This window comes from Paenibacillus sp. FSL H8-0315, assembly GCF_038005365.1.
Taxonomy (GTDB): domain Bacteria; phylum Bacillota; class Bacilli; order Paenibacillales; family Paenibacillaceae; genus Paenibacillus_AQ; species Paenibacillus_AQ odorifer.
On record NZ_JBBOTA010000001.1, the window covers coordinates 509,429 to 529,565 of the forward strand.

The following is a 20,137-nucleotide window of genomic DNA, read 5'->3' on the forward strand; positions in this document are numbered from 1 at the left end:
AAATAATTAAACGGAAGATCCGGGCTACTAGCGCCCGGATCTTCTCTATTCATCCATTATTCAATACCTTGTTCCTTGGCCTTCTCATTTACTTCCTCTATCATTTTATCAAGACCTTTAGCCTTATAATCGTTCACAATGCTATTCCAGTAACTCTCAACGGGTTCTTTGGAAAGCATGATCTTAAGCAAATCATCATGGTCAAGCACAGTAAATTTATCCTTTGTTGGGGTGGACATATAAGTTAACCTAATGTCGTATTCTGGCACCTTTGTATTGTTCTGAATCCAGTCGATGTAATCGACAGCTTCTTTGCGAATTCCTTCATTAGCAATCGTCGGGTTATCCATGTTATAGCTATCTGAAGTTTCATAAGCCACCAAATTCTTCAGAAATCTGCTAGCTGGATACTTCTCATTTAATGAACCCTTTTCAATGACAACCTTCTGCCCATTTTCGAGCTTATAATCTACACCTTCGATGCCATAAGTCAACAGATCCTTGCCTTCAGGAGACAACACATAATCATAGAGTGCCATGATGCGATCCATCTTTTTATCGTCAATCTTATTGCTGAAATAGCTTTCTGACCAGTATGTTTTAAAGATGGCATGTGAGCGTTCACCATCAGGACCGATAAGCGGCTTGAGCGCCTTCACGCTCTCCGTCATATCCTTATCCGGATAAGCTGTTTTCCAGCGTTTTTCATACATATCGCTATTTAAATTTATGAAACCTCCACCGCTTAGAAGAGCAGCTGCTTTGCCTGCTACGAAATTGTCATAGGACTCTGCTGGTTTGACGAGCGCGATGTCTGGATCGATCAATCCTTTTTCGTACATATTCTTCATGTTTTGCAGCGCTGGCAGCGCATTTTTAGAGAATACAGCAGGGATAAACTTTCCATCCTCTTTGATCCATTTAAAATCACTGCCGCTTCCATCACTAGTAGCAACCGGGTTGCCATACAACCAGAAGAATCCGCCCAGCATCTTGGTAGTTGTCGTCGTAAGACCAGTAACATGCTTGCCTTCCGGATCCGACTTTACGATTGCATCAAGCATGGCTTCAAACTCTTCCCATGTCTCTGGCTCTTTGGTGATCCCAGCCTTTTGAGCAAGATCCCAACGATAGAAGACCATACGATCCAGTGCGCTCCAATCAACACTCGGGAACATCCGGCGAGGCACAGTATAATACTTTCCATCTACTCCTAATCCTTTAATATCTGGCGATTCGAAGTATTTTGCAAGGTTTGGATACTTTGAAAGATCCGGGAGCGCTTTGACAACGCCTTGATTCACCCATTTGCGCTGATATTGCGTGCCGACGGCGTCGATCGCGAAAATGTCTGGCAATTGGCCGGAAGCGGCCCACATTTGAATCTTCTGGGTATAGTCATCCCAAGACAAATTGACAGGTTTTAGTGTGATGTTGAATTTCTCCAATACTTGTTTAGCGATCGGGTCCTTTTCGATGTTAGCAATCTCGGCATCCGCATCCCAAAACCCAAGAGAAATGGTCATTGGATCCTTGTAAGGATTATCCGTGGAGTTAGAAGAATTCGGAGATGTTTCACCGTTTGAACCAGCCTGCCCTTTGCCGTTATTGCCTCCACCGCAAGCCGTGAGTACTGAAGCCAACAAAGTTATACATAATGCCAATGTCATTATTTTCTTTCTATGCATGCTTGAAACCTCCCTTTATACTATTTTAGGATAGAATCAATCTATTTAAAATCTTTCTTATCCTTTTATTGAACCCACCATAATCCCTTTATTAAAATGCTTCTGCAGGAACGGATAAACAACAATAATCGGAATACTCGAAACTACAATCGCTGCCATTTGAAGTGCAGGTGTGTAGACCTTCCCCGTCTGCTCCTGCTCGGCCATCGTTTGTGCCATTTGGCTTAGCAAGGAATTCGAAGTAATAAGTGTCTCCCGCAGATAAATCTGAAGTGGTGCTTTTGCAGCGTCACTGATAAAAATCAGCGCATACCACCATTCATTCCATCTTTCCACAGCATAGAACAAAGCAAAAGTCGCCATGAATGGAGCAGAGATCGGAATAATGATTTTGAAAAGAATGTACAGATCATTCGCCCCGTCCAGCTTAGCCGATTCTTCCAAGCTTTCTGGAATGGTATTGAAATAGTTTTTCATAATGATTAGATAAAACGTATTGAGACCCGCGGGGATGATCATGACGAGTATATTGTTTACGAATCCTAGATCCTTAACGACTAAGTAAAAAGGAATTAAACCGCCATTGAAAAACATAGTGAACAAGATCAAGCTGAGCATTATGTTTCTGCCGGGCATACCCCGCTTGGATAATGCGTAGGCTCCCGCCACAGAGATTGTCATACTGAACAACACGCCAACCACAGTTACGATGACAGAATTAAAGATGGAAGTCCAAAACTTCATATCCTGAAGCAAAAGCTTGTAAGCGGACAGGTCAAACGAAAGCGGAAAAATATAAAAGTCACTTTTACTAATCGCTTCGAACTTTGCCACAGAGATAATAAGAACATTATAGAAAGGAAAAAATGTTACTATTGCTAGGAGCCCCAGAACCACGAATGCGACGATATCGAAGACACTCCACTTTTTTCTCTTTTTAACCGTTGTGTCGGTCACTTGCTTCTCCCCTTTTCCTGCAGATTAATACAGCCCTTCCTCGCCCATCTTCTTAGCGAACGTATTGGCCGCCCATAAAAGGATTAGGCTGATAATGGACTTGACGACACCCACGGCGGTCATATATCCAAAGTCTCCTCCAATCGTGAAGGAAGTCCGATAAATGTAAGTATCGATCGTGTCGGCAACCGAATATACCGGCGAACTATACAGGTTGAAAATTTGCTCGAAGCTCGAACCTTGGGTTAGTAGTTGTCCAACTTGAAGGATTAACAGAACTGCGACTGTACTCTTCAAACCCGGCCATGCGATGTTTAGCAAACGGCGAAACCGGTTCGCTCCGTCCACTTCAGCCGCTTCAAACAGCTCAGGATTGATCCCTGCCAGAGCCGCCAGGTAAATGATTGAATCCCAACCGATCTCTCGCCACACATGCGTGATATACAGAACGGGTCTGAATGCACTTTCATCGACAAGAGGAGAATTCGGATCTCCACCAAACAGCATGATGATCTGGTTATAAATCCCGTCCTTGCTTAAAATATTGATAATAATCCCCGACAGTACAACCCACGATATAAAATGCGGGAACGTCAGGATCGTCTGAAAAAACCGCTTCATTTTTGTCCTGGAAAACTCATATAAAACAATCGCCAGGATAATGGGCATCGGGAAATGAGTGACCAGCTTCATCAAGCTGATAATGACCGTATTCCAAAACGCCTTGCGAAAATCGGGGTCGGTCAGCAGCGTTTGAAAATTCTCCAACCCAACCCAAGGACTTCCCAGAATCCCCTCACTGTAATTAAATGTTTTGAACGCTAGCGTTACACCGTACATGGGAGCATAGCTGAAGAGGGCATACCAGATTAACACCGGTAGAACCATGAGGTAAAAATACTTGTACTGTAAAATCGTTTTTCCTAAACTTTGCTTTGGAGCACGAGTTTTTAAGCTTCGTTTAGGCGTACGAGCGGTTACAGAATCAGCCAATCTTCTCCCCACCTTTCTGTATGAGTTTGTTATGCTTGTAAGCGATTTATATGGTAAATTATATCGGGAGTGTAAATTCTCTTGTATAGAGAATACAACTCCGATCATGTGGATTTTTCACACCTTTGCGGGAGACCTTCCTGTGGCACGTAATATCGGACATAGTGAGCGTAAGATCGTCCATACCCCCCTTGGTCCACAATCGCTAGGATAAATCTAAGAGCTCTATAAAGAGAGGGGGATTCACTTATGCGTTCAGTAATTATTGCAGATGATGAGAAGTGGATTGTAGAAGGAATTAAAGCTGGAGTGAATTGGAAGAAATACGGCTTTGAAGTGATCGACGATGCCGAAAACGGGCAAGAAGCCCTTCAATTAATTCAATCGCTTCGCCCCACCCTTGTTCTAACAGATATCAAGATGCCTGTTATGAATGGACTAGAGCTCATTCAACGTGGCAAGGCCATCGCGCCGGATACGATCTTTATCGTACTCAGCGGACATGCCGAGTTCGCTTATGCACAAAAAGCAATGAATTATGGTACTTTCGGATATTGTCTCAAACCCTTTGAAATCGAAGAAATTGAAGGAATGCTCAACCGAATAGCCCAGCAACACGATTCCAAGACAGTTAAAGAACAACCTATCCACGACTTCGAACTTTATGAAGCGGTTTGTTCCGGAGATCTTGAACGAATTAACTTATGGTTGGATGAGAAGAAAATACCCTTGTCGAAAGATACCCCTCATATCCCCATTGTTATCCAAGGGTTAAGTTCACCTGTAGATGTCAGGCAGTTCTCTTCCCTGGTCTTCCCAATGAGCCGCCGTCGGTATGGTTACTTATTGGAAGAGTGCCAATACGAAGTCTTCCTCCAGGGTCTTAAACAAACAGAAGTTGTACAAGAGTGCGGAGTCGGGATCGGTCCTCCTATTTCGGATATACAACAATTGGATGCGTCTTTAGAGTCCGCCTCTCATGCTGCTTTCAGTATGTTCACAACGGGGATGCCCGGATGTTACCGGGTGAATCCACAACAGGAAATACCGATCGATGAGAAGCTCAAAGAGATTTCCCGGATTCTTCATAATAAAGACCGGCTCGGTTTCATAGCAGCCATGGAATCGATAAAGAAATTATTCAAAGAGGGAACGTTCACCATTAAAGAAGCCTATTTGCTCTATACATCGATCCTCTACTTATTTCCTCGGGAAGGGACTCGGGTTAGCGGCCGTTTTTTTGAAGGATATGAACAGCTCTATTATCGGTACGGCACGGCTGAAGCTATGATCGATGATCTGATTCTTATGACACTTGATATTTTTATGAACAGAAACGAATCTGATATTTCACGAATCTCAAACCACAAAGTCAAAGAAATCATGTTATACATCCGCAACCATTTCAATCAAGAAATTTCGATCCAGCAATTAGCCAATCAGTTTTTTTTAAGCCCAAATTACTTATGCCAATTATTCAAAAAAGAGGTCGGCGAGACCATCATCGAACATATCAGTCGTTTACGAATTGAATACGCTTGTAAAACGCTGATCGAAACCAACCTTTCCATTTACCAAATCGGTGAGAAATGCGGTTTTCAGGATTATTTCTATTTCACACGAATTTTTAAGCGGCATCTCAAAATGACACCTACACAATATAGGGAACTAAACAATGAAGACATTTAAGAGACTATCCATCCGTACTCAGGTTTTGCTATTCGGGTTATTTATTGTTGCCATTATCCCAATCATCGTTTCACGAGTCTACCAACTATCAAGCGAGACTATCATTAATCAAAATACGCAATACAATACGGAGCTAGTCTCCCTCCTCAAACAACGGATTTCTGACAACTATGCCAACGTCTCTTCCATGATGATGAATGTGGGTTACGATTCGACCGTCCAAAAGTTCCTAGTCGAGAATGATAAGCTTCGAGTGTACGATCTATCCCAAAAAGTTGAAGGATTGTTGAGCATCGCCCGAAATATGAACACGGATATCTTAGATATTATTGTTATCGGTAGCTCAAACACACGTATTTCCTTAGCAGGAAGAACAAAATATGCTATCGATCTTATGAAAACAGCTGAGGAGGATGGAATCGTTCATTATCGCGGATACAGTCCTCCAGACAAAGTCATCGACAAGAGAAAACTGCTTTTCGGGATGAACATCTTCGCTTCAGGTGACACGTCCCTATATGGTGAAAAAATTGGCTATCTCGCAGTTATTGTAGATATGAAAGCCATTCAAACTGAAATTTCTGAGTATCCCCGATTGGTCGGAACCAGCTTTTTTATGATGGATGATAAAGGCATGATCTACTCTAATAGCAATGAGCCGGAGGATATGCTCCAGCAGTTTCAAACTCGGGCAACTGGAAGGGATGGAGAGTCCATCGTTGAGACGGTTCATGGAAAGAAATATGCAATTCAGTCCTTTAGCTTACCGGAGATCTCTGGAAAAATCATAACCGCTGTTCCTGTCCATAATTTAATGAAAGAACTGGAGAAATTGAAGAAGGTCAGCTATGCTCTTCTAGCCTTAATCTTGCTGGTCGTCTCTATTCCCTATTCTGTGCTTATGATGAATCTCTTAAGACCGTTGTCTAGGCTTATGCGCTATATGAATCAATTAAAGGGTGGAAGTCTGGGGATATTGAACAACAAGGTCGATTTAAAGGGCTATGCTGAGATTGAAATCATCTCTCGACAGTTCAACGATATGACCACACGGATCCACGATTTGACGGACCAATTAATCGATGCTTCAACTCAACTTTATCTGACCGATCTGGAAAAGCAGCGGGCGGAATATTCGTATTTACAAAGTCAAATTAATCCGCATTTCTTAAGTAATACTTTAGATACAATCAAGGGCGTTGCGATCGTAAAAGGAAATCGGGATATCTTCGAGATGACTACCGCCTTAAGCACAATGCTCAAGTACAGCATCAAAGGCAAAGAGGAGGTAACTCTTGGGGAAGAGCTGAAAATCGCGGAATCTTGTGTGAGGATTTACCAAGGCCGTTTCCCGGACAAATTTACTTACAAGCTGTTGTGTCCACAGGAATGGCTACACATTCCCGTGCCTAAAATGATCCTTCAACCTATTGTTGAAAATGCGCTTGGTCATGGGCTTGAGGCACAAGGACAAGGAATTTTGCTGATCTCCGTAGAGAAAAACGAAGCGGGGCTGCTTGAAATCGTGGTTGAAGATAATGGTGTAGGTATCGATACAACAAGACTGGAACAACTTACGGAGTTGCTGGCTGGTAAGAATATAGAATCAGGAGATCATATCGGTCTCCTAAATGTCAATAATCGTCTAAATCTTAAGTATGGCGATCCTTGCGGCGTTCTGCTGTACAGTAAGGAGGGTAGCGGGACGAAGACCGTTTTGAGGCTTCCCGGATCTTTAATAGATCCACAAAAAGCGAGAACATAAATAGGGAGGTTGCCCATTCAGGGCAACCTCCCTTTCATATGTCTTTCATTCACCGCATTTACTAGGATATTATTAAGCATCCTATAAGGATGAGCTCAGATACTCTTTGGCATGGTAGGGTCCACCTTCCATAAGTACCGTCCATAATGGATCGATATCACAATCCATGGAGCCCATCATATGATCATGCCATTCATTCAACAGATAGACAGCCTCCATACAAACGTCTTTACGCACTTCGGCGAGATTATGTTGTTCATAAGGATCATGCTTCAAATCAAACAGCATTTCTTGCGGGAATCCATGGTGTCCGTCATGATAGGTACGTATATATAACCAATCCGCAAACCGGACGCTGCGTTGACACACATGCGCGCATTGTGAGATTACGAGATACTCACGCCCTCCCAAATTCCCCTCCAAAATAGCACCTGCATAACTTTCACCATCCCAAGAAGCAGCCGCTTTCAAATTCAAAAGGCTCGCTAATGTAGGTCCTAGATCAAGGTGATAATGTAGCTCCTCCTCCACGATTCCCTTCTTGCCCCCTGGCCAGCGAACAATCATCGGAATACGGCAAGTCGCCTCGTCTGCTGTGCCATGTTCGGAGTAAATTCCTAGTTCACCCAGACTCTCTCCATGATCCGCAGAGATCAAGATAGCCGTATCTTCCATCACGCCAAGTTCTCTCAGCTTAGAAAAAACTTTCCCGAGATGCTCGTCCAGATACTTAACTCCAGCATCATAGTTGTCAAAGATAACACGCAGGTCATCACGGTTCTCTATCTCCTGCTGATGCCTGAAATGCTGCTGATAATGCGATTTCGCGAGCGCATTCATATCTTCAATACTATGCTGCCCCTTCTTATTTCGGTGAAGCTCAAACACTTCTTCCGTGATCCAATCGGGTAAAGGCTCCTTCTCGAACGGATTACCGTAGCTATCGGGTGTACGATAAGGTGTATGCGGATCCCAGAAATTCAGGTGCAGAAACCAATTTTCGGACTCCCCGTTATCCTCAATCCATTTAAGTGCCACTGGAAGCACCTGCTCTGCCGTCTCATGCCCTCTGCCACCAACATTAAACACTTCTTGGAACCCGGCGTTAAAGGTCCACGCCGAGTGTCGTTCGGAGAAGGTGCTGATCGATGCGGTTTTCATCGCCGCTTGCCTTAATATAGCCGGAAGGCTCTCCATCCCCAGACGGTCATTGAATTCACGTTTGGCTCCTTCTCTACGCATATCAGCAGCGGTTCCGCCATGCCCTACAATCCCATTATGAATGCCAAATCGCCCCGACATTAAGGCGGAACGAGACGGCAGGCAAGGAGCATCTGAACAATAGTAGTTGGTAAAGGTGACACCTTCTTTAGCGATTGAATCGATATTCGGGGAGGTATTCCGATGATAGCCATAACATCCCAGATGGTCCGGGCGAAGCGAATCCAAATCCAAATACAAGATTCTCATGAGTTATTCCCTGCCTTTCCTTTTCATCGAAATGGTTACGCTCGATTCGGGGAGCTTAGAATGATCTGCTCATGCTTATAAGAGTAAATGAATATGGAAAACTCCGCTATGGAGCAGCGATGTTTGTTTTTGTAAATTCGATACTTTTCCGGTACTCTGCCGGCCCCTTGCCGTATTCGCCACGAAATACCTTGCTGAAGTGTGAAGCATCATAATAACCACATCTCTGGGAGATATGCTCGATTGTATAATCCGTATATTCCAGCATTTGTTTAGCTTGCTGCAGCCGCAATTTTCGCAGCATTTGCATGGGTGTCAGTTTATATATTTTCTGAAATGCCCGGCTAAAATAAACAGGATTCATATGATAGAGCTTGGAAAGCTCCTCTCTACTAATCTCCTGATCAAGCCTCTCCTCCATATATTGCAACGCTTCGTTAAAGCGGTCCGTGATAAAGGGATCTCGTGAAGAGCGGCGCCCGCCAAGCTTGGTACTCTCCATAATTTCGTAAAGAAGAAAAAATGCCAATGAACCGACCTGAACATTCCTGAAATCATCTTCCTCCTGCAACCACAGGCTCCGCAATTCGTCAAATCTTCGCTCATATTCGCTTCGATCCCGGACCCGAATCACCTTGCCTAGAGGGAATAACTTAAAGAAGTCATCTCCGTCTTTAACTTTAGCGTTAATATTAAACAGATAATGTATGCCATCCGTTTTGGAGATCACATTAAAAGGCTCGTTAGGACGGTGGATCATCACGTCTCCGGCAGAAGCAACATATTCTCCTTCGGAGGATGTCGTCAATACCTCACCTTTTTGGATATAAGAGACGGTATAACAAGACTGGACGTAATCGAACAGGATCCGCTTCTGATATTGAATCTTTAGGACGTCCAGCACGCTGATGTCAAACTGACTATGGATGATAGAGGACAAGGAAGTTCCTCCTTCTTATGTAGTAGTCGTAAAAGTGCTCTAACCTGTATAATCAGCCGCACATCGAAAGCCAATATTCCCTGCAGAGCTGTCTGGAGTATTTTTGCTTCTAGCCGCCACCCGATAACGGTTGCAGTAAGATTTATGGCACAAATACGATCCTCCGCGCATTGATCTTGCGACACCACTTACTGGACCTTTCGGATTCACGGCTTCGGAAGATAAATGATAATCCTTAGTAAACCAATCCGCGCACCATTCCCACACGTTTCCTGACATATTATAAAGACCATAGCCGTTAGGCAGATAGGACCTTACAGGTGCGGTACCTGCAAAACCATCGCTGGCATGATTTTTATCGGGAAACTTTCCCTGCCATATATTACAACGATGTTCTCCGTCTGGTTTTAATTCGTCCCCCCAAGGATACCGTTTCTGAACCAGTCCTCCTCGTGCGGCATACTCCCACTCCGCTTCCGTAGGCAGACGTTTACCAGCCCAACGACAATATGCATCCGCATCATGCCATGATAGGTGAATAGCCGGATGATCAAGTCGTTCATCTACATGGGAATCCGGACCTTCAGGATGACACCAATCCGCTCCCTCCACCACCCACCACCAGGGGGTTTGAGTGGCTACTTGGGTCACCTTTTTCCCAGTCTCCATGGAAACAAAAGAATGAAACACGTAAGACCATCCAAATCGTTCCGCATCTGTAACATAGTTTGTTTCCTTGATAAAAGCAGCAAACTGCTTGTTCGTAACCGCCGTTCCATCCATCAAAAAGGAAGATAAGGTAACCTTCCTAGTCGGCCCTTCTCCATCTGCGGGGAACCCTTCCTTATCATCCGTCCCCATAAGAAAAGTGCCTCCAGGGATAAGGATCATGTCCGAGAAATCTTTATCCCCTGTTACTCCTTGAACCGTTGTGTTCTCCTTACAAACATCAATAGATTCTTGTTTCGCGACTTGATTTCGACTAGCTGAACAACAAGCCCGTATATTCTCTGACATGATTTACCTCCAATCTGGGATCGTCCCGGCTCTGTCTAAAAAAAAGCTACCCCAAGAATGCCACAAGCAACGATAATGGTGAGCGGATGCAGCTTATATTTCATTAAACCATAAAGTGCAGCGAATACAATGATCAACATGCCAAGGGTCTGCCAAGTAATAAAAGCATGTTCCACGCTATTTAAGCCAAAACGAATCGCAGCATAGGCAATCAAGCCTGTAATCACTGGCCGCAAACCATAAAATAACGTTTTAATCCATTGACTGTCCCTCACCCGATAAAAGAAGACGGAAATAACGATGATGATTAAAAATGAGGGCAGAACCATGCCTAATGTTGACACAATCGCTCCTTCGATTCCGGCTATACGATATCCGATCAAGGTTGCACTGTTCGTTGCAACAGGCCCGGGTGACATCCCTGCGATGGAAACTACCTCTTGGAATTCCCCTTCGGATAACCACCCCCCAGCCATGGCTTCATGCTGAATCATCGGAATGATGGCGTACCCTCCTCCAAAAGAAAGAAGGCCAATTTTTATAAAAGTGAAAAACAAACTCCAAATCACATCGCTTCCCCCTAGATGTAATACTCCGGATAATTCGATTCTTCATCAGAAGCTTTCAAGGACTCCTTCTCCGTTCGAACTTGGAGCCCTAAGAGCTGTTTAATTTGCAGATATACAAACCCAATACATAAACCAATTGCAATCACGTAAATGGGATTAATTCCGAAAACCAGTAAAACAACCGGTATAACTAACGCCGTAACAGCGGTAGTCTTGTCAATTATAGCGTTCTTGGCCATTCGATATGCAGCTACTAGGATCAAGGCAATAACAGCACCATTTATCCCTTTCATAGCGGCAATGACTTTTGGCTGGTCTGCCAGTTGGGAGTATACGGCGCTAAGCAAACAAACAATGATAAAGGTCGGAATCGTTATCCCTGCGATTGCAGCAATCGCACCCTTCACACCAGCAAGACGATAACCAATGAATGCTGCTGCATTTACACCTACACCCCCAGGTGCAGCACCAGCTAAAGATAGAATTTCATCCATCTCCTCTTCACCCAGCCATTTTCGTTTAGCGGAAATTTCCCGTTCGATCATAGGGATCATCGCATAACCTCCCCCGAAGGTTACAGGACCAATTCGAACAAATACCCAAAACAACTGAAACAATAGACTTATCCTCAGGTCTGTATTCGGTATCATATTTGTTTTCATAGTTGTTCTCATGGAATCCACCCTTATATAATCTGTCGTAATTTCATTATATCACTTTTTCCCAAAATGGAATTAAGTTTTTTGAACGGTAAAATACAACCAAGGGTTTATGAGTTATACTATATTCATGTTAATAAATACAAACTATATAAAAAACGATCTTACAAGTTCATCCTATACATAGCTTGGAGGTATATCGTGGAAAAGCGCTCGACACATATTCCGTCACCAAAAAAACTCCTATACGACCGAATCGCCGAACAAGGCACTGTTTCCAAGTTGGATCTTTTACAGACATTTTCGCTTACCAAAAGCACAATGACCCGGATATTAGATGAGATGACGGAAGAAGGCTTGCTGATAGAAAGCGGATTTGGAGAATCTAGCGGAGGCAGAAGACCTATTTTATACCAGATCAATCCTTCCTACGGTTATATAATCGGTTTAGAGATTTCCAGGGTGTATTCTTCCCTTGGTTTATTTGATATGCAAATGAACCCAAAATCAATAGTTCACTGGCGAATGGATCAGGCATTCACACCTGAAAGATTTATAGATCATATCAGTATTCAAATACGCGCTTTCCTTAGGGACCATCAGTTAGTGGACAGTCAAATCATCGGGATAGGAATAGGGGCTGTGGGGCCACTTGATCGGGAACAAGGCTTGATCCTAAAACCGCTGCACTTCCCTTCTTCAGGCTGGAACAATCTGCCGATTTGCAAACTGGTAGAGGAACGGACGGGGTTCAAGGCATGGTTGGACAACGGTGCCAATTCTGCACTGCTTGGGGAACGATGGTCTATCCGTCACGCAAACATTCAGCATATGCTTTATGTACATGCTGGAGCAGGACTCCGCTATGCGATGATGTCGCATGGAAGTATTGTTCATGGCACAATGGATATGGAAGATGCCATTGGTCAAATGATCATCCAGACAGATGGACCCCGATTAAATCATGACGGGAACTACGGGGCTCTGGAAGCATTCGTATCTGTGCAGGCACTAGAACAAAGTGCGCGCTCAGAGGCGAAAATGGACAACGATCTGATCCTCCAAAGATATAAAGTGGCGCCTGAGAAGCTGACTTATGATGTATTGGTACAAGCCTTTAGAGACGGTAATCCACACGCGCGTGAATTATTTACCCAAGCTGCCAGCCACTTCGGGATCGGACTCGCCAACGTTATCAACCTGTTTCATCCAGAGACCATCATTCTAGGCGGTGCACTCATTCACTCTCACGAGTTGTTTTTCCAAACAGCGGTGGAGGTGGCACAGAGAAACACTTACCGTTATCCTGAATACCAACCTCACTTCTCCCTAGGTATATTAAAAGAAGAAGCTGTGGTGACGGGTGCGGCAATAATGGTGAGAAATCATATGGTTCTATAGCATAACAAAAAGGTTGCTCCCAATCCTTTGCATGACTGTTGGGACAACCTTGTCTAGTCTAATCTATAATGCCTGACAGCAATTTTTGAATTTCTTCCCGCTTCCACAGAAACATGGATCATTTCGACCTGGAAGTGGTTTTGCACTTTTCCTGTACTCCAGCATCCGCTCCGATCTAAGTCGGTTCGCCAGTAATAGCATGCGTTCATAGGCGTATGAGTAGAACATTTTGTAGCTATGGCAGAAATAATCAACCTCAGTCCGATCATTAACATCAAGCCAATTCCGGTTGCGCGGACATCCCCCATTGCAAAAGCTAAGGTACTCACACTTATAGCATGATTCATTCATATTGGGCTTCATTAACAAAAAATCATCATATACTGGGCTGCTTAGCAGTGCTTCCAAGTCAGTTTGGCCGATATTTCCTAGCCTATGCTCTTCATCAATAAAGAAATCGCAAGGGTAGGCATCCCCGTTCGTTTCAAGCACCATCATCTTCGGGCAACATGAGTTGTGAACGCATAACTCTGCCTCACGATGCATGAATACAAGAAGCATATTCTCAAAAATACGAATAGGAAGCTCTGGGTACCCACCGTTGTACCAAAGGTCAAATGTACGGCATAAAAAGACTCCGTATTGTTCAGGTGTAATTCGGAAACGTCCCGCTACTTCACTTTTCTGAGAAGCAAAATCCATGCAGGGGATAAACTGAATATTAGGAAATTCGTGTTCTAGATATAATGCCATCAACTCATCTGGTTTCGTCACGTTATCTTCATGAATCACCGTCAGAATACTATACTCCACACCCTCATTCTGTAAATGACGAATCCCACGCATAACTAGATCATAACTGCCTTTTCCCGAACCCGTTACACGATGAGCATCATGAATAGGCTCTGGGCCATCCAGACTAATCCCGACCAAAAAGTTATACCGTTTAAAAAATTTCGCCCATTTCTCATGGATAAGCGTTCCATTGGTCTGCAGTGCATTACTGATCATCGTATGAGGCGGAGCGTACTTAGCTTGGAATGAAATCACTTGTTCAAAATACGAAAGTCCGGCCAATAATGGCTCCCCACCCTGCCAAGAGAAAGTCGCTATCCCTGATGATCTTTTCATGTACTGAGCGATAAACCGCTCCAGAAGCTCCGTATCCATCACTCGGATCGGTTGCTGAGGATGTCCCCCGGCTGTACTGTAATAGCAATAATCACAGGCTAGATTACAATCCTCTGAGACGGTTTTCCACATGACATGAAGGGTCTCCTGCTTAGAGGTTTGTATACATGCAGTCATACGATTCTGCCCCTCCTATGTAATACTATCTTTGTAAAACCTAATTCCTATTTGTTCAATTAAATCATAGATCTGCGAGTCAACGATGAGTAAAACATCATAGCTGGTCAAATAACTGGGCACAAAAAAACTGCACTCCCCATTGTCCGTTGGGACAAAGCAATAAGGGTGTGCAGTTTCTTTGTGGATGAGTCTAACGGTAGTTAGAGACTAGTCTTATTAATTACGGACGTATTCTCTATTTGCTGTTTCCAACATGGATTTCCAATCCGCAAACTTCGTCTCCCTAACAACATGACGATCAAACAGTTCATCAGGTATGTCAGCAACATCTTCTTCTGTCTTTACTTGAAAGTTCCCTTTGGTTACAAACTCATCGAAACTTTTGTAATTGGAATACTTACTCATAAACGCTTCATTAAACAATTTCTCGAAAGAGATGTGATTGGGATCTTCTTGATACGTTTTCTGTCCTTGTAACTCATTCATTAATTCTTCCATGGTCATTGGTTTTTGTCTTCTCAAATTACCACTCCTAATTTTCTGTTATAGTTGTAGAATATCATGTTAATCCATAAATCACACGAATCCTAAGCTTACCATAATTTTGACGATTTCACCTTTCAAATTTCACTTAATATGCAAATAGTCGGCCTCTATACTTAAAATACAACAAAAAACCTTCCTTATTCATAAGGAAGGCTTCTTATTATTAGGACAATTTCACCAGGCTGTAGTTTTTCTTACCCTTACGGATAATGATAAAACGTCCGCCGATGGCTTCGCTGGCTGTAACTTCAAATGCTACATCGCTAACTTTTTCACCGTTCATGGAAATTGCGCCTTTGGTGATGTCTTCACGCGCTTGACGTTTGGATGGCTCAATTCCTAGATCTACCAGCCACTCCACGATATTTTTGGACTCCAATGTCGTTTCGTAGGTCGGCATTTCCTTGAAGCCTTGCTCGATCTCGTCAGCGGTCAGAGATTTAATATCTCCACTGAACAGAGCGGCAGTAATACGTTTAGCCTGCTCCAGCAATTCCTCACCATGCACGAATCTGGTCATTTCTTCAGCCAGTGTTATTTGCGCTTCACGTTTATGCGGTTCGGTCTGCACCTTTTCTGAAAGTGCATCAATTTGTTCTTTAGAGAGGAATGTAAAGTACTTCAGGTATTTCACAACATCACGGTCATCTGTATTCGCCCAGAACTGGTAGAATTCAAAAGCTGTCGTTTTGTTCGGATCCAGCCAAATGGCTCCGCCAGCTGTTTTACCGAATTTTGTACCATCGGCTTTCAGCATAAGCGGGATGGTAAGTCCGAATGCTACCGCCTCAGAACCTTCTTTTTTACGAATCAGATCTAAGCCACTTGTGATGTTCCCCCATTGGTCAGAACCACCGATTTGCAGCTGCACATCTTCATGCTGGAACAGGTGCAGGTAGTCCAGGGATTGCAGGATTTGGTAGGAGAATTCCGTAAAGGAAATTCCGCTGTCCAATCTGCTCGCTACAACATCCTTGGCAAGCATCGAATTGATGCTGAAGTTTTTACCATAGTCACGCAAAAATTCGATAACATTGATTTTATGCGTCCAATCGTAGTTGTTCACCATGCGGATTTGATTGTCGCCATCAGTCACGAACAGTTTTTTCATCTGTGCTGTAAGTGCGTCAACGTTGGCTTGGATTTGCTCCAGCGTTTGCAAAGAGCGTTCAGATTGACGTCCACTTGGATCACCAATCGTTCCCGTAGCCCCACCAATAAGAATCACTGGACGATGTCCTGCCAGTTGAAATCTTTTGAGCACCATGAATGGAATCAAGTGGCCAATATGCATACTGTCACCTGTTGGATCTACACCGCAGTACAGGGATACCGATTTTTGATTGGTCAGTTCTCTTAGCCCTTCGGCATCTGTTTGTTGATTGATGGCATCGCGCCATTCTAGTTCGTCGATAATATTCATTGCCTTACACCCCTCAAAATTAGTAGTTATCCTATAAATGAAACATCAGTCCGCCAAGCGGAAACGGCTTTGCCCTCCTGACTAGGACGGTACCGTTTCAGCGAGAAATATAAGGATCATTGATGAAGTGAACCCTATAAATCCTTATATTTAAAAACAAAAAAATCGTCCCCTTGTCTATTGTAGACATAGGGACGATTGAATAACCGTGTTACCACCCAGATTGCACCCATGAAACGCTTATGCTCAAGCATACCATTGATACCACTCTTGACAATATATCGTTCGTCATTCCGCTCGGTATTACCCGAGATACTCCAAAGTGTAATTCGCAAGCTTAGTGTGTACCGGGTTTCATCAACCCCCGGCTTTCTGAAACAGGGACTAAGTTACTACTGGGCTCCTTCAACGTATATCGTATATAAGATTACAGCCAGTATAGTGAAATAATTCTTTTATGTCAACTATCTTCAGGAGAGAATGCCGTCACACACTTCTACTGTAAAGCGCTACTAGGCATTTCCACTTTTTTTCTGATACAATTACGAAAAAAGAGGTGAACGAATCCGCATGCTAGATCCTATCGATAACCATATTTTGATGCGGCTGGCCCAAAACAGCAGAATTTCCTATACTGATCTAGCTAAAGAAGTCAGTTTATCAAGTGTCGCGGTGAAAGATCGTATTGATCGGCTAGTCAATCAAGGGATTATTGAACAGTTCTCGATTGTCATCAGTGCTGAAAAGCTAGGAAAGAAAATCTCCGCCTACCTGGAACTTGAAGTAGAACCTGCTCATTTAAATCATATCGTCGATGTATTAAAGGAAAACGAACGCGTAGCTGTATTATACGAAATGACGGGACCATGTATTCTGCATATTCACATCTTGGTAGAGAATCTTGAAGAGATGGAACGGTTTATGCATGAATCAATCTACTGTCTGGATGGACTGGTACGTGTAGAAAACCAAATCTTATTAAAACGCCACAAAAATCAGGACGGATTGAATATATAAGAAAAAGAACCGCCTATAAAGACGGTTCTTTTCTCATTTGGATTTTTTTAGGATTATCGAATAATTGCTATTTCGTCTTATTCTGTCTTAGCCAGCTTAGCTTTATAAAAGTTCACGAAATATTCGCTGACCACGATCTTCCCGTTCACAACACTTATTGGGGCTACAAGCTTCACTGTCTCTCCGTTGTAAATCCCCGTTGTCGCTCCAACCTTCATCTCCAGAACATTGCCATTGTAGCTTAGCGTAACTGTCTTAGTGGCTGGCTGCCAGCCAACCTTTGCTCCAAAGTTCTCAAAGCTGCTCCGTAAAACCACGGGCTTGCGCTCGGAATCGCCGAATTGACCTTTATCAATTAAGGCGTGTACGCCCCAGTTTCCATCCACCACTTGTGTAATTCCAAAATCAGCTGACACAGACATCAGAGAGTACGCTTCATCTTCGCTCAATTCCATTCCAGCCATTAAAAAATCTTTTGTTTTATGAGCGGCATCCTTCATGGCTTTGTCGATGGACGAGTTTTTGAAGATATCCGTCTGAGCACTAGCCCCCAGCTCCTCCAAATAATTGGCGTAGCTGAATCCATGCACAACCCACTCGTTCTCATTTTCAAGTAATGGGAAGTTTAAACCTTTCAGCTTGTTGTTAAGCGATGCTTTTTTATGAAGAATGACTTGTATATCCCCAGTGACCGATGTCTCGATCGCAGTTCCGTTAATCTCCGAATCGCCTTGACCGGCATGCGGGTCACCGATCGACAGTAGTGCACCAGCTACGGATACAGGATAATACATTGTTGCACCTTCGGTAATCCGCCAATCATCTACGTTACCGCCGTTGTAAGAAGGTGGAACGGAGTCAACAACATCCGCTTCTTTCGGCGCCACACCCATTGTACCAAAGTGGAGACGAACCGGAATTTTCACACCTTTTAGCACATCGAAGTTTTTATCAATCGTATTATGGTCAACGATAACACCCGGGTAGTCAATTGTCGGGTGCACTTGACCATCTGGATCGGTTTGCACAGACCATTTGTAGTTATATACAGCTGTTGCATAATCTGTTCCACCCTCCGTATCCATCTCGTAGATGGTTACTACCTCACGCTTTTTCGGCTCCTCCACCATATCTCCATATAGATAACCCCAGTTCGCTGCGGCATTCACGCCATATGTTTTGCCAGCGTATTGGTCATTCCCATTTGGTCTCAGCTTCATGTCCAGAATCTTAACTTCCAGCACATCTCCTGGTTCAGCACCTTCAACAGCGATGGGACCCGTCATAATATGTACGCCTGGCCCGCGGAGCGCTTCGTTCTTCTCCCCCTCAATCCAGTGGAAAATATCCTCTACTCCCGCATCTCCTTTAATCATCCGCTCGTAATCATCACCAGAGTGATGTGTAATGGCCTCAACCGTTACGATGTCTCCCGAATGCACAGTTAGAGCTGGATCTCCCTTACCTATATTCCCCCATCGAACAGTCTCCGAATTCGCCTTCAGAACATGGGTTTTTGGTTTATACGCATCGTTCGTTGTGTTAGCATACATAACACCAGATAACGAATTCACCACTAAAAATAGGGATAACGTGACACCTACATTACGAATTATTTGTTTTTTCATACGAAAATCCTCCATCCCTATAATTAGTGTTAGTTTTTATAACATTTGGTGTTTCTGAGTATAACAGATGACCTGAGGATTAACAATATAAATATTTTCATGAATTTTGGTTTAAATAATAAACACGAAGGAGTCTTTCTCTTGAATTATCCAAGTTAACTCCACAACAAAAAAACGCCAATACTTATTAGCCCATAGTGTTTGACGTTTGATTATCCAGTCTAAAGTGATGCACTTATTTTATTTTTGATCAGTAATACTTCTTGTAGCCCGGATTACAATCCGCTTTGTTTCCTTGGTACCTGATAGGTACAACCAATCGTCACAAATTTGCTGTACCCATGCCGGATGGCTTTTACTAGCATCATTTAACCAATTGCTTACAGAATCCTGAACGTATTTTGCCGGATCAGAGTTAAGAGGTTTTAATAGCGGAAGGGCAATCGCTGGATTTTCTTTGAGTGCTGTAATATGCTTTGCCCATACCCCATGTGGACGCGTCAATTCGATCGCAAATCTCCTAATATTTGCGTCCTGATCATGAACCCAAGCCTTTAATAATTCAATGGAAGCATCCAGCTCGGCAATGACTGATTCCCTTAAAGCCATCCATGAAATCTCACGCACCCCAAAATGACCATCCGCTGCAAAAGGACGGATTGCTGTTAGTTTTTGAACTAGACTCCATTGATGATTCTGGCCCACGATATAAGCAGCCCAGCAGCGAACACTATAGGATTTATGATGAGCTAACACAGCAAATAATCGGGAACGTTCCAGCTCTGATTTACAGTCAAATAGAAGCTGCCACTCACGTGAAATCATCGGGATGAGCTTCATGATTTTCTTTTCCGATAACGCATTCAGCCTTTGTAAAATTGGTTTAGCTTCCAGTTCAAAACCTAGCTCATTCAGTACATTTTCCAACAAGACAAGATGATCCACAGCAAGCCATTCCGTTAAATTCACGCTCTGTAAATATCCTTTATTCAGCAGTTCTACAATCTCAACGGGAATTTCAGTAACCTTTCGAGTGCCCTTCCTGTGTTCCATGGAAATCGTCC

General features: G+C 43.5%; 17 protein-coding genes and 1 other annotated feature. Of the genes, 4 read left to right on the forward strand and 13 right to left on the reverse strand.

Features of this window, described 5'->3' with window-relative positions; translation table 11 throughout:
• Positions 1-56: 56 nt before the first annotated feature.
• Genes MHB56_RS02065 through MHB56_RS02075 form a run of 3 tightly spaced genes read right to left on the reverse strand, consistent with a single transcriptional unit; the run spans position 57 to position 3,638 of the window.
• Positions 57-1,688: an extracellular solute-binding protein gene (locus MHB56_RS02065; protein ID WP_076129725.1), complete on the reverse strand. Its 1,632-nt coding sequence runs from the start codon at positions 1,686-1,688 to the stop codon at positions 57-59.
• 57 nt (positions 1,689-1,745) lie between these two features.
• A complete protein-coding gene (locus MHB56_RS02070) occupies positions 1,746-2,645 on the reverse strand; it encodes a carbohydrate ABC transporter permease (protein ID WP_076129726.1) in 900 nt (299 codons plus the stop codon).
• A gap of 24 nt (positions 2,646-2,669) precedes the next feature.
• Entirely contained in the window at positions 2,670-3,638 is a 969-nt protein-coding gene (locus MHB56_RS02075) for an ABC transporter permease (RefSeq protein ID WP_076129727.1), read from the reverse strand.
• 249 nt (positions 3,639-3,887) lie between these two features.
• Between MHB56_RS02075 and MHB56_RS02080 the strand changes: the two genes are divergently transcribed.
• Both MHB56_RS02080 and MHB56_RS02085 read left to right on the forward strand, forming a co-directional pair.
• Positions 3,888-5,327, forward strand: a complete 1,440-nt coding sequence (locus MHB56_RS02080; RefSeq protein WP_341143208.1) for a response regulator — start codon at positions 3,888-3,890, stop codon at positions 5,325-5,327.
• Positions 5,314-7,092, forward strand: a complete 1,779-nt coding sequence (locus MHB56_RS02085; RefSeq protein ID WP_036688197.1) for a cache domain-containing sensor histidine kinase — start codon at positions 5,314-5,316, stop codon at positions 7,090-7,092. The genes MHB56_RS02080 and MHB56_RS02085 overlap by 14 nt, the downstream gene beginning before the upstream one ends.
• An 81-nt stretch (positions 7,093-7,173) precedes the next feature.
• Here the strand turns inward: MHB56_RS02085 and MHB56_RS02090 are convergent, their stop codons facing one another.
• From MHB56_RS02090 to MHB56_RS02110, 5 genes are all read right to left on the reverse strand, one after another.
• A complete protein-coding gene (locus MHB56_RS02090; RefSeq protein ID WP_341143209.1) occupies positions 7,174-8,562 on the reverse strand; it encodes a sulfatase in 1,389 nt (462 codons plus the stop codon).
• 106 nt (positions 8,563-8,668) lie between these two features.
• Positions 8,669-9,502 carry a helix-turn-helix domain-containing protein gene (locus MHB56_RS02095; protein ID WP_076305392.1) on the reverse strand — a complete coding sequence of 278 codons (834 nt, stop codon included), beginning with the start codon at positions 9,500-9,502 and terminating at the stop codon, positions 8,669-8,671.
• A 39-nt stretch (positions 9,503-9,541) separates the two neighbouring features.
• Positions 9,542-10,519, reverse strand: coding sequence for a formylglycine-generating enzyme family protein (locus tag MHB56_RS02100; protein WP_341143210.1), 978 nt, complete (start codon positions 10,517-10,519; stop codon positions 9,542-9,544).
• 35 nt (positions 10,520-10,554) lie between these two features.
• Positions 10,555-11,088 carry a chromate transporter gene (locus tag MHB56_RS02105; protein ID WP_341143211.1) on the reverse strand — a complete coding sequence of 178 codons (534 nt, stop codon included), beginning with the start codon at positions 11,086-11,088 and terminating at the stop codon, positions 10,555-10,557.
• A gap of 11 nt (positions 11,089-11,099) precedes the next feature.
• On the reverse strand, positions 11,100-11,762 hold the full coding sequence (locus MHB56_RS02110; RefSeq protein ID WP_254857000.1) for a chromate transporter: 663 nt from the start codon (positions 11,760-11,762) through the stop codon (positions 11,100-11,102).
• Positions 11,763-11,948: 186 nt separating this feature from the next.
• Here MHB56_RS02110 and MHB56_RS02115 point away from each other — a divergent pair, with 186 nt between their 5' ends.
• Complete coding sequence (locus MHB56_RS02115; protein ID WP_076182375.1) at positions 11,949-13,148, forward strand: ROK family protein; 1,200 nt, start codon at positions 11,949-11,951, stop codon at positions 13,146-13,148.
• A 63-nt stretch (positions 13,149-13,211) separates the two neighbouring features.
• Here MHB56_RS02115 and MHB56_RS02120 read toward each other — a convergent pair whose 3' ends face one another.
• The 3 genes from MHB56_RS02120 to tyrS form a co-directional block, all read right to left on the reverse strand.
• The gene (locus MHB56_RS02120; RefSeq protein ID WP_341143212.1) at positions 13,212-14,456 is read right to left on the reverse strand and encodes an anaerobic sulfatase maturase; all 1,245 of its coding nucleotides are present in this window, start codon (positions 14,454-14,456) and stop codon (positions 13,212-13,214) included.
• A gap of 219 nt (positions 14,457-14,675) precedes the next feature.
• Positions 14,676-14,963 (reverse strand): hypothetical protein, encoded by a 288-nt coding sequence (locus tag MHB56_RS02125; protein WP_036688213.1) that lies wholly within the window; start codon positions 14,961-14,963, stop codon positions 14,676-14,678.
• 205 nt (positions 14,964-15,168) lie between these two features.
• Positions 15,169-16,428, reverse strand: coding sequence for a tyrosine--tRNA ligase (tyrS, locus tag MHB56_RS02130; protein ID WP_341143213.1), 1,260 nt, complete (start codon positions 16,426-16,428; stop codon positions 15,169-15,171).
• A 187-nt stretch (positions 16,429-16,615) separates the two neighbouring features.
• Positions 16,616-16,846: a binding site (T-box leader), on the reverse strand.
• Positions 16,847-16,998: 152 nt separating this feature from the next.
• Here tyrS and MHB56_RS02135 point away from each other — a divergent pair.
• Positions 16,999-17,445, forward strand: coding sequence for an Lrp/AsnC family transcriptional regulator (locus MHB56_RS02135; protein WP_038571749.1), 447 nt, complete (start codon positions 16,999-17,001; stop codon positions 17,443-17,445).
• Between the two features lie 77 nt (positions 17,446-17,522).
• Here the strand turns inward: MHB56_RS02135 and MHB56_RS02140 are convergent, their stop codons facing one another.
• Both MHB56_RS02140 and MHB56_RS02145 read right to left on the reverse strand, forming a co-directional pair.
• Positions 17,523-19,073 (reverse strand): acetamidase/formamidase family protein, encoded by a 1,551-nt coding sequence (locus tag MHB56_RS02140; RefSeq protein WP_341143214.1) that lies wholly within the window; start codon positions 19,071-19,073, stop codon positions 17,523-17,525.
• Between the two features lie 240 nt (positions 19,074-19,313).
• Entirely contained in the window at positions 19,314-20,126 is an 813-nt protein-coding gene (locus MHB56_RS02145; protein WP_341143215.1) for a DNA alkylation repair protein, read from the reverse strand.
• Positions 20,127-20,137 lie beyond the last annotated feature (11 nt).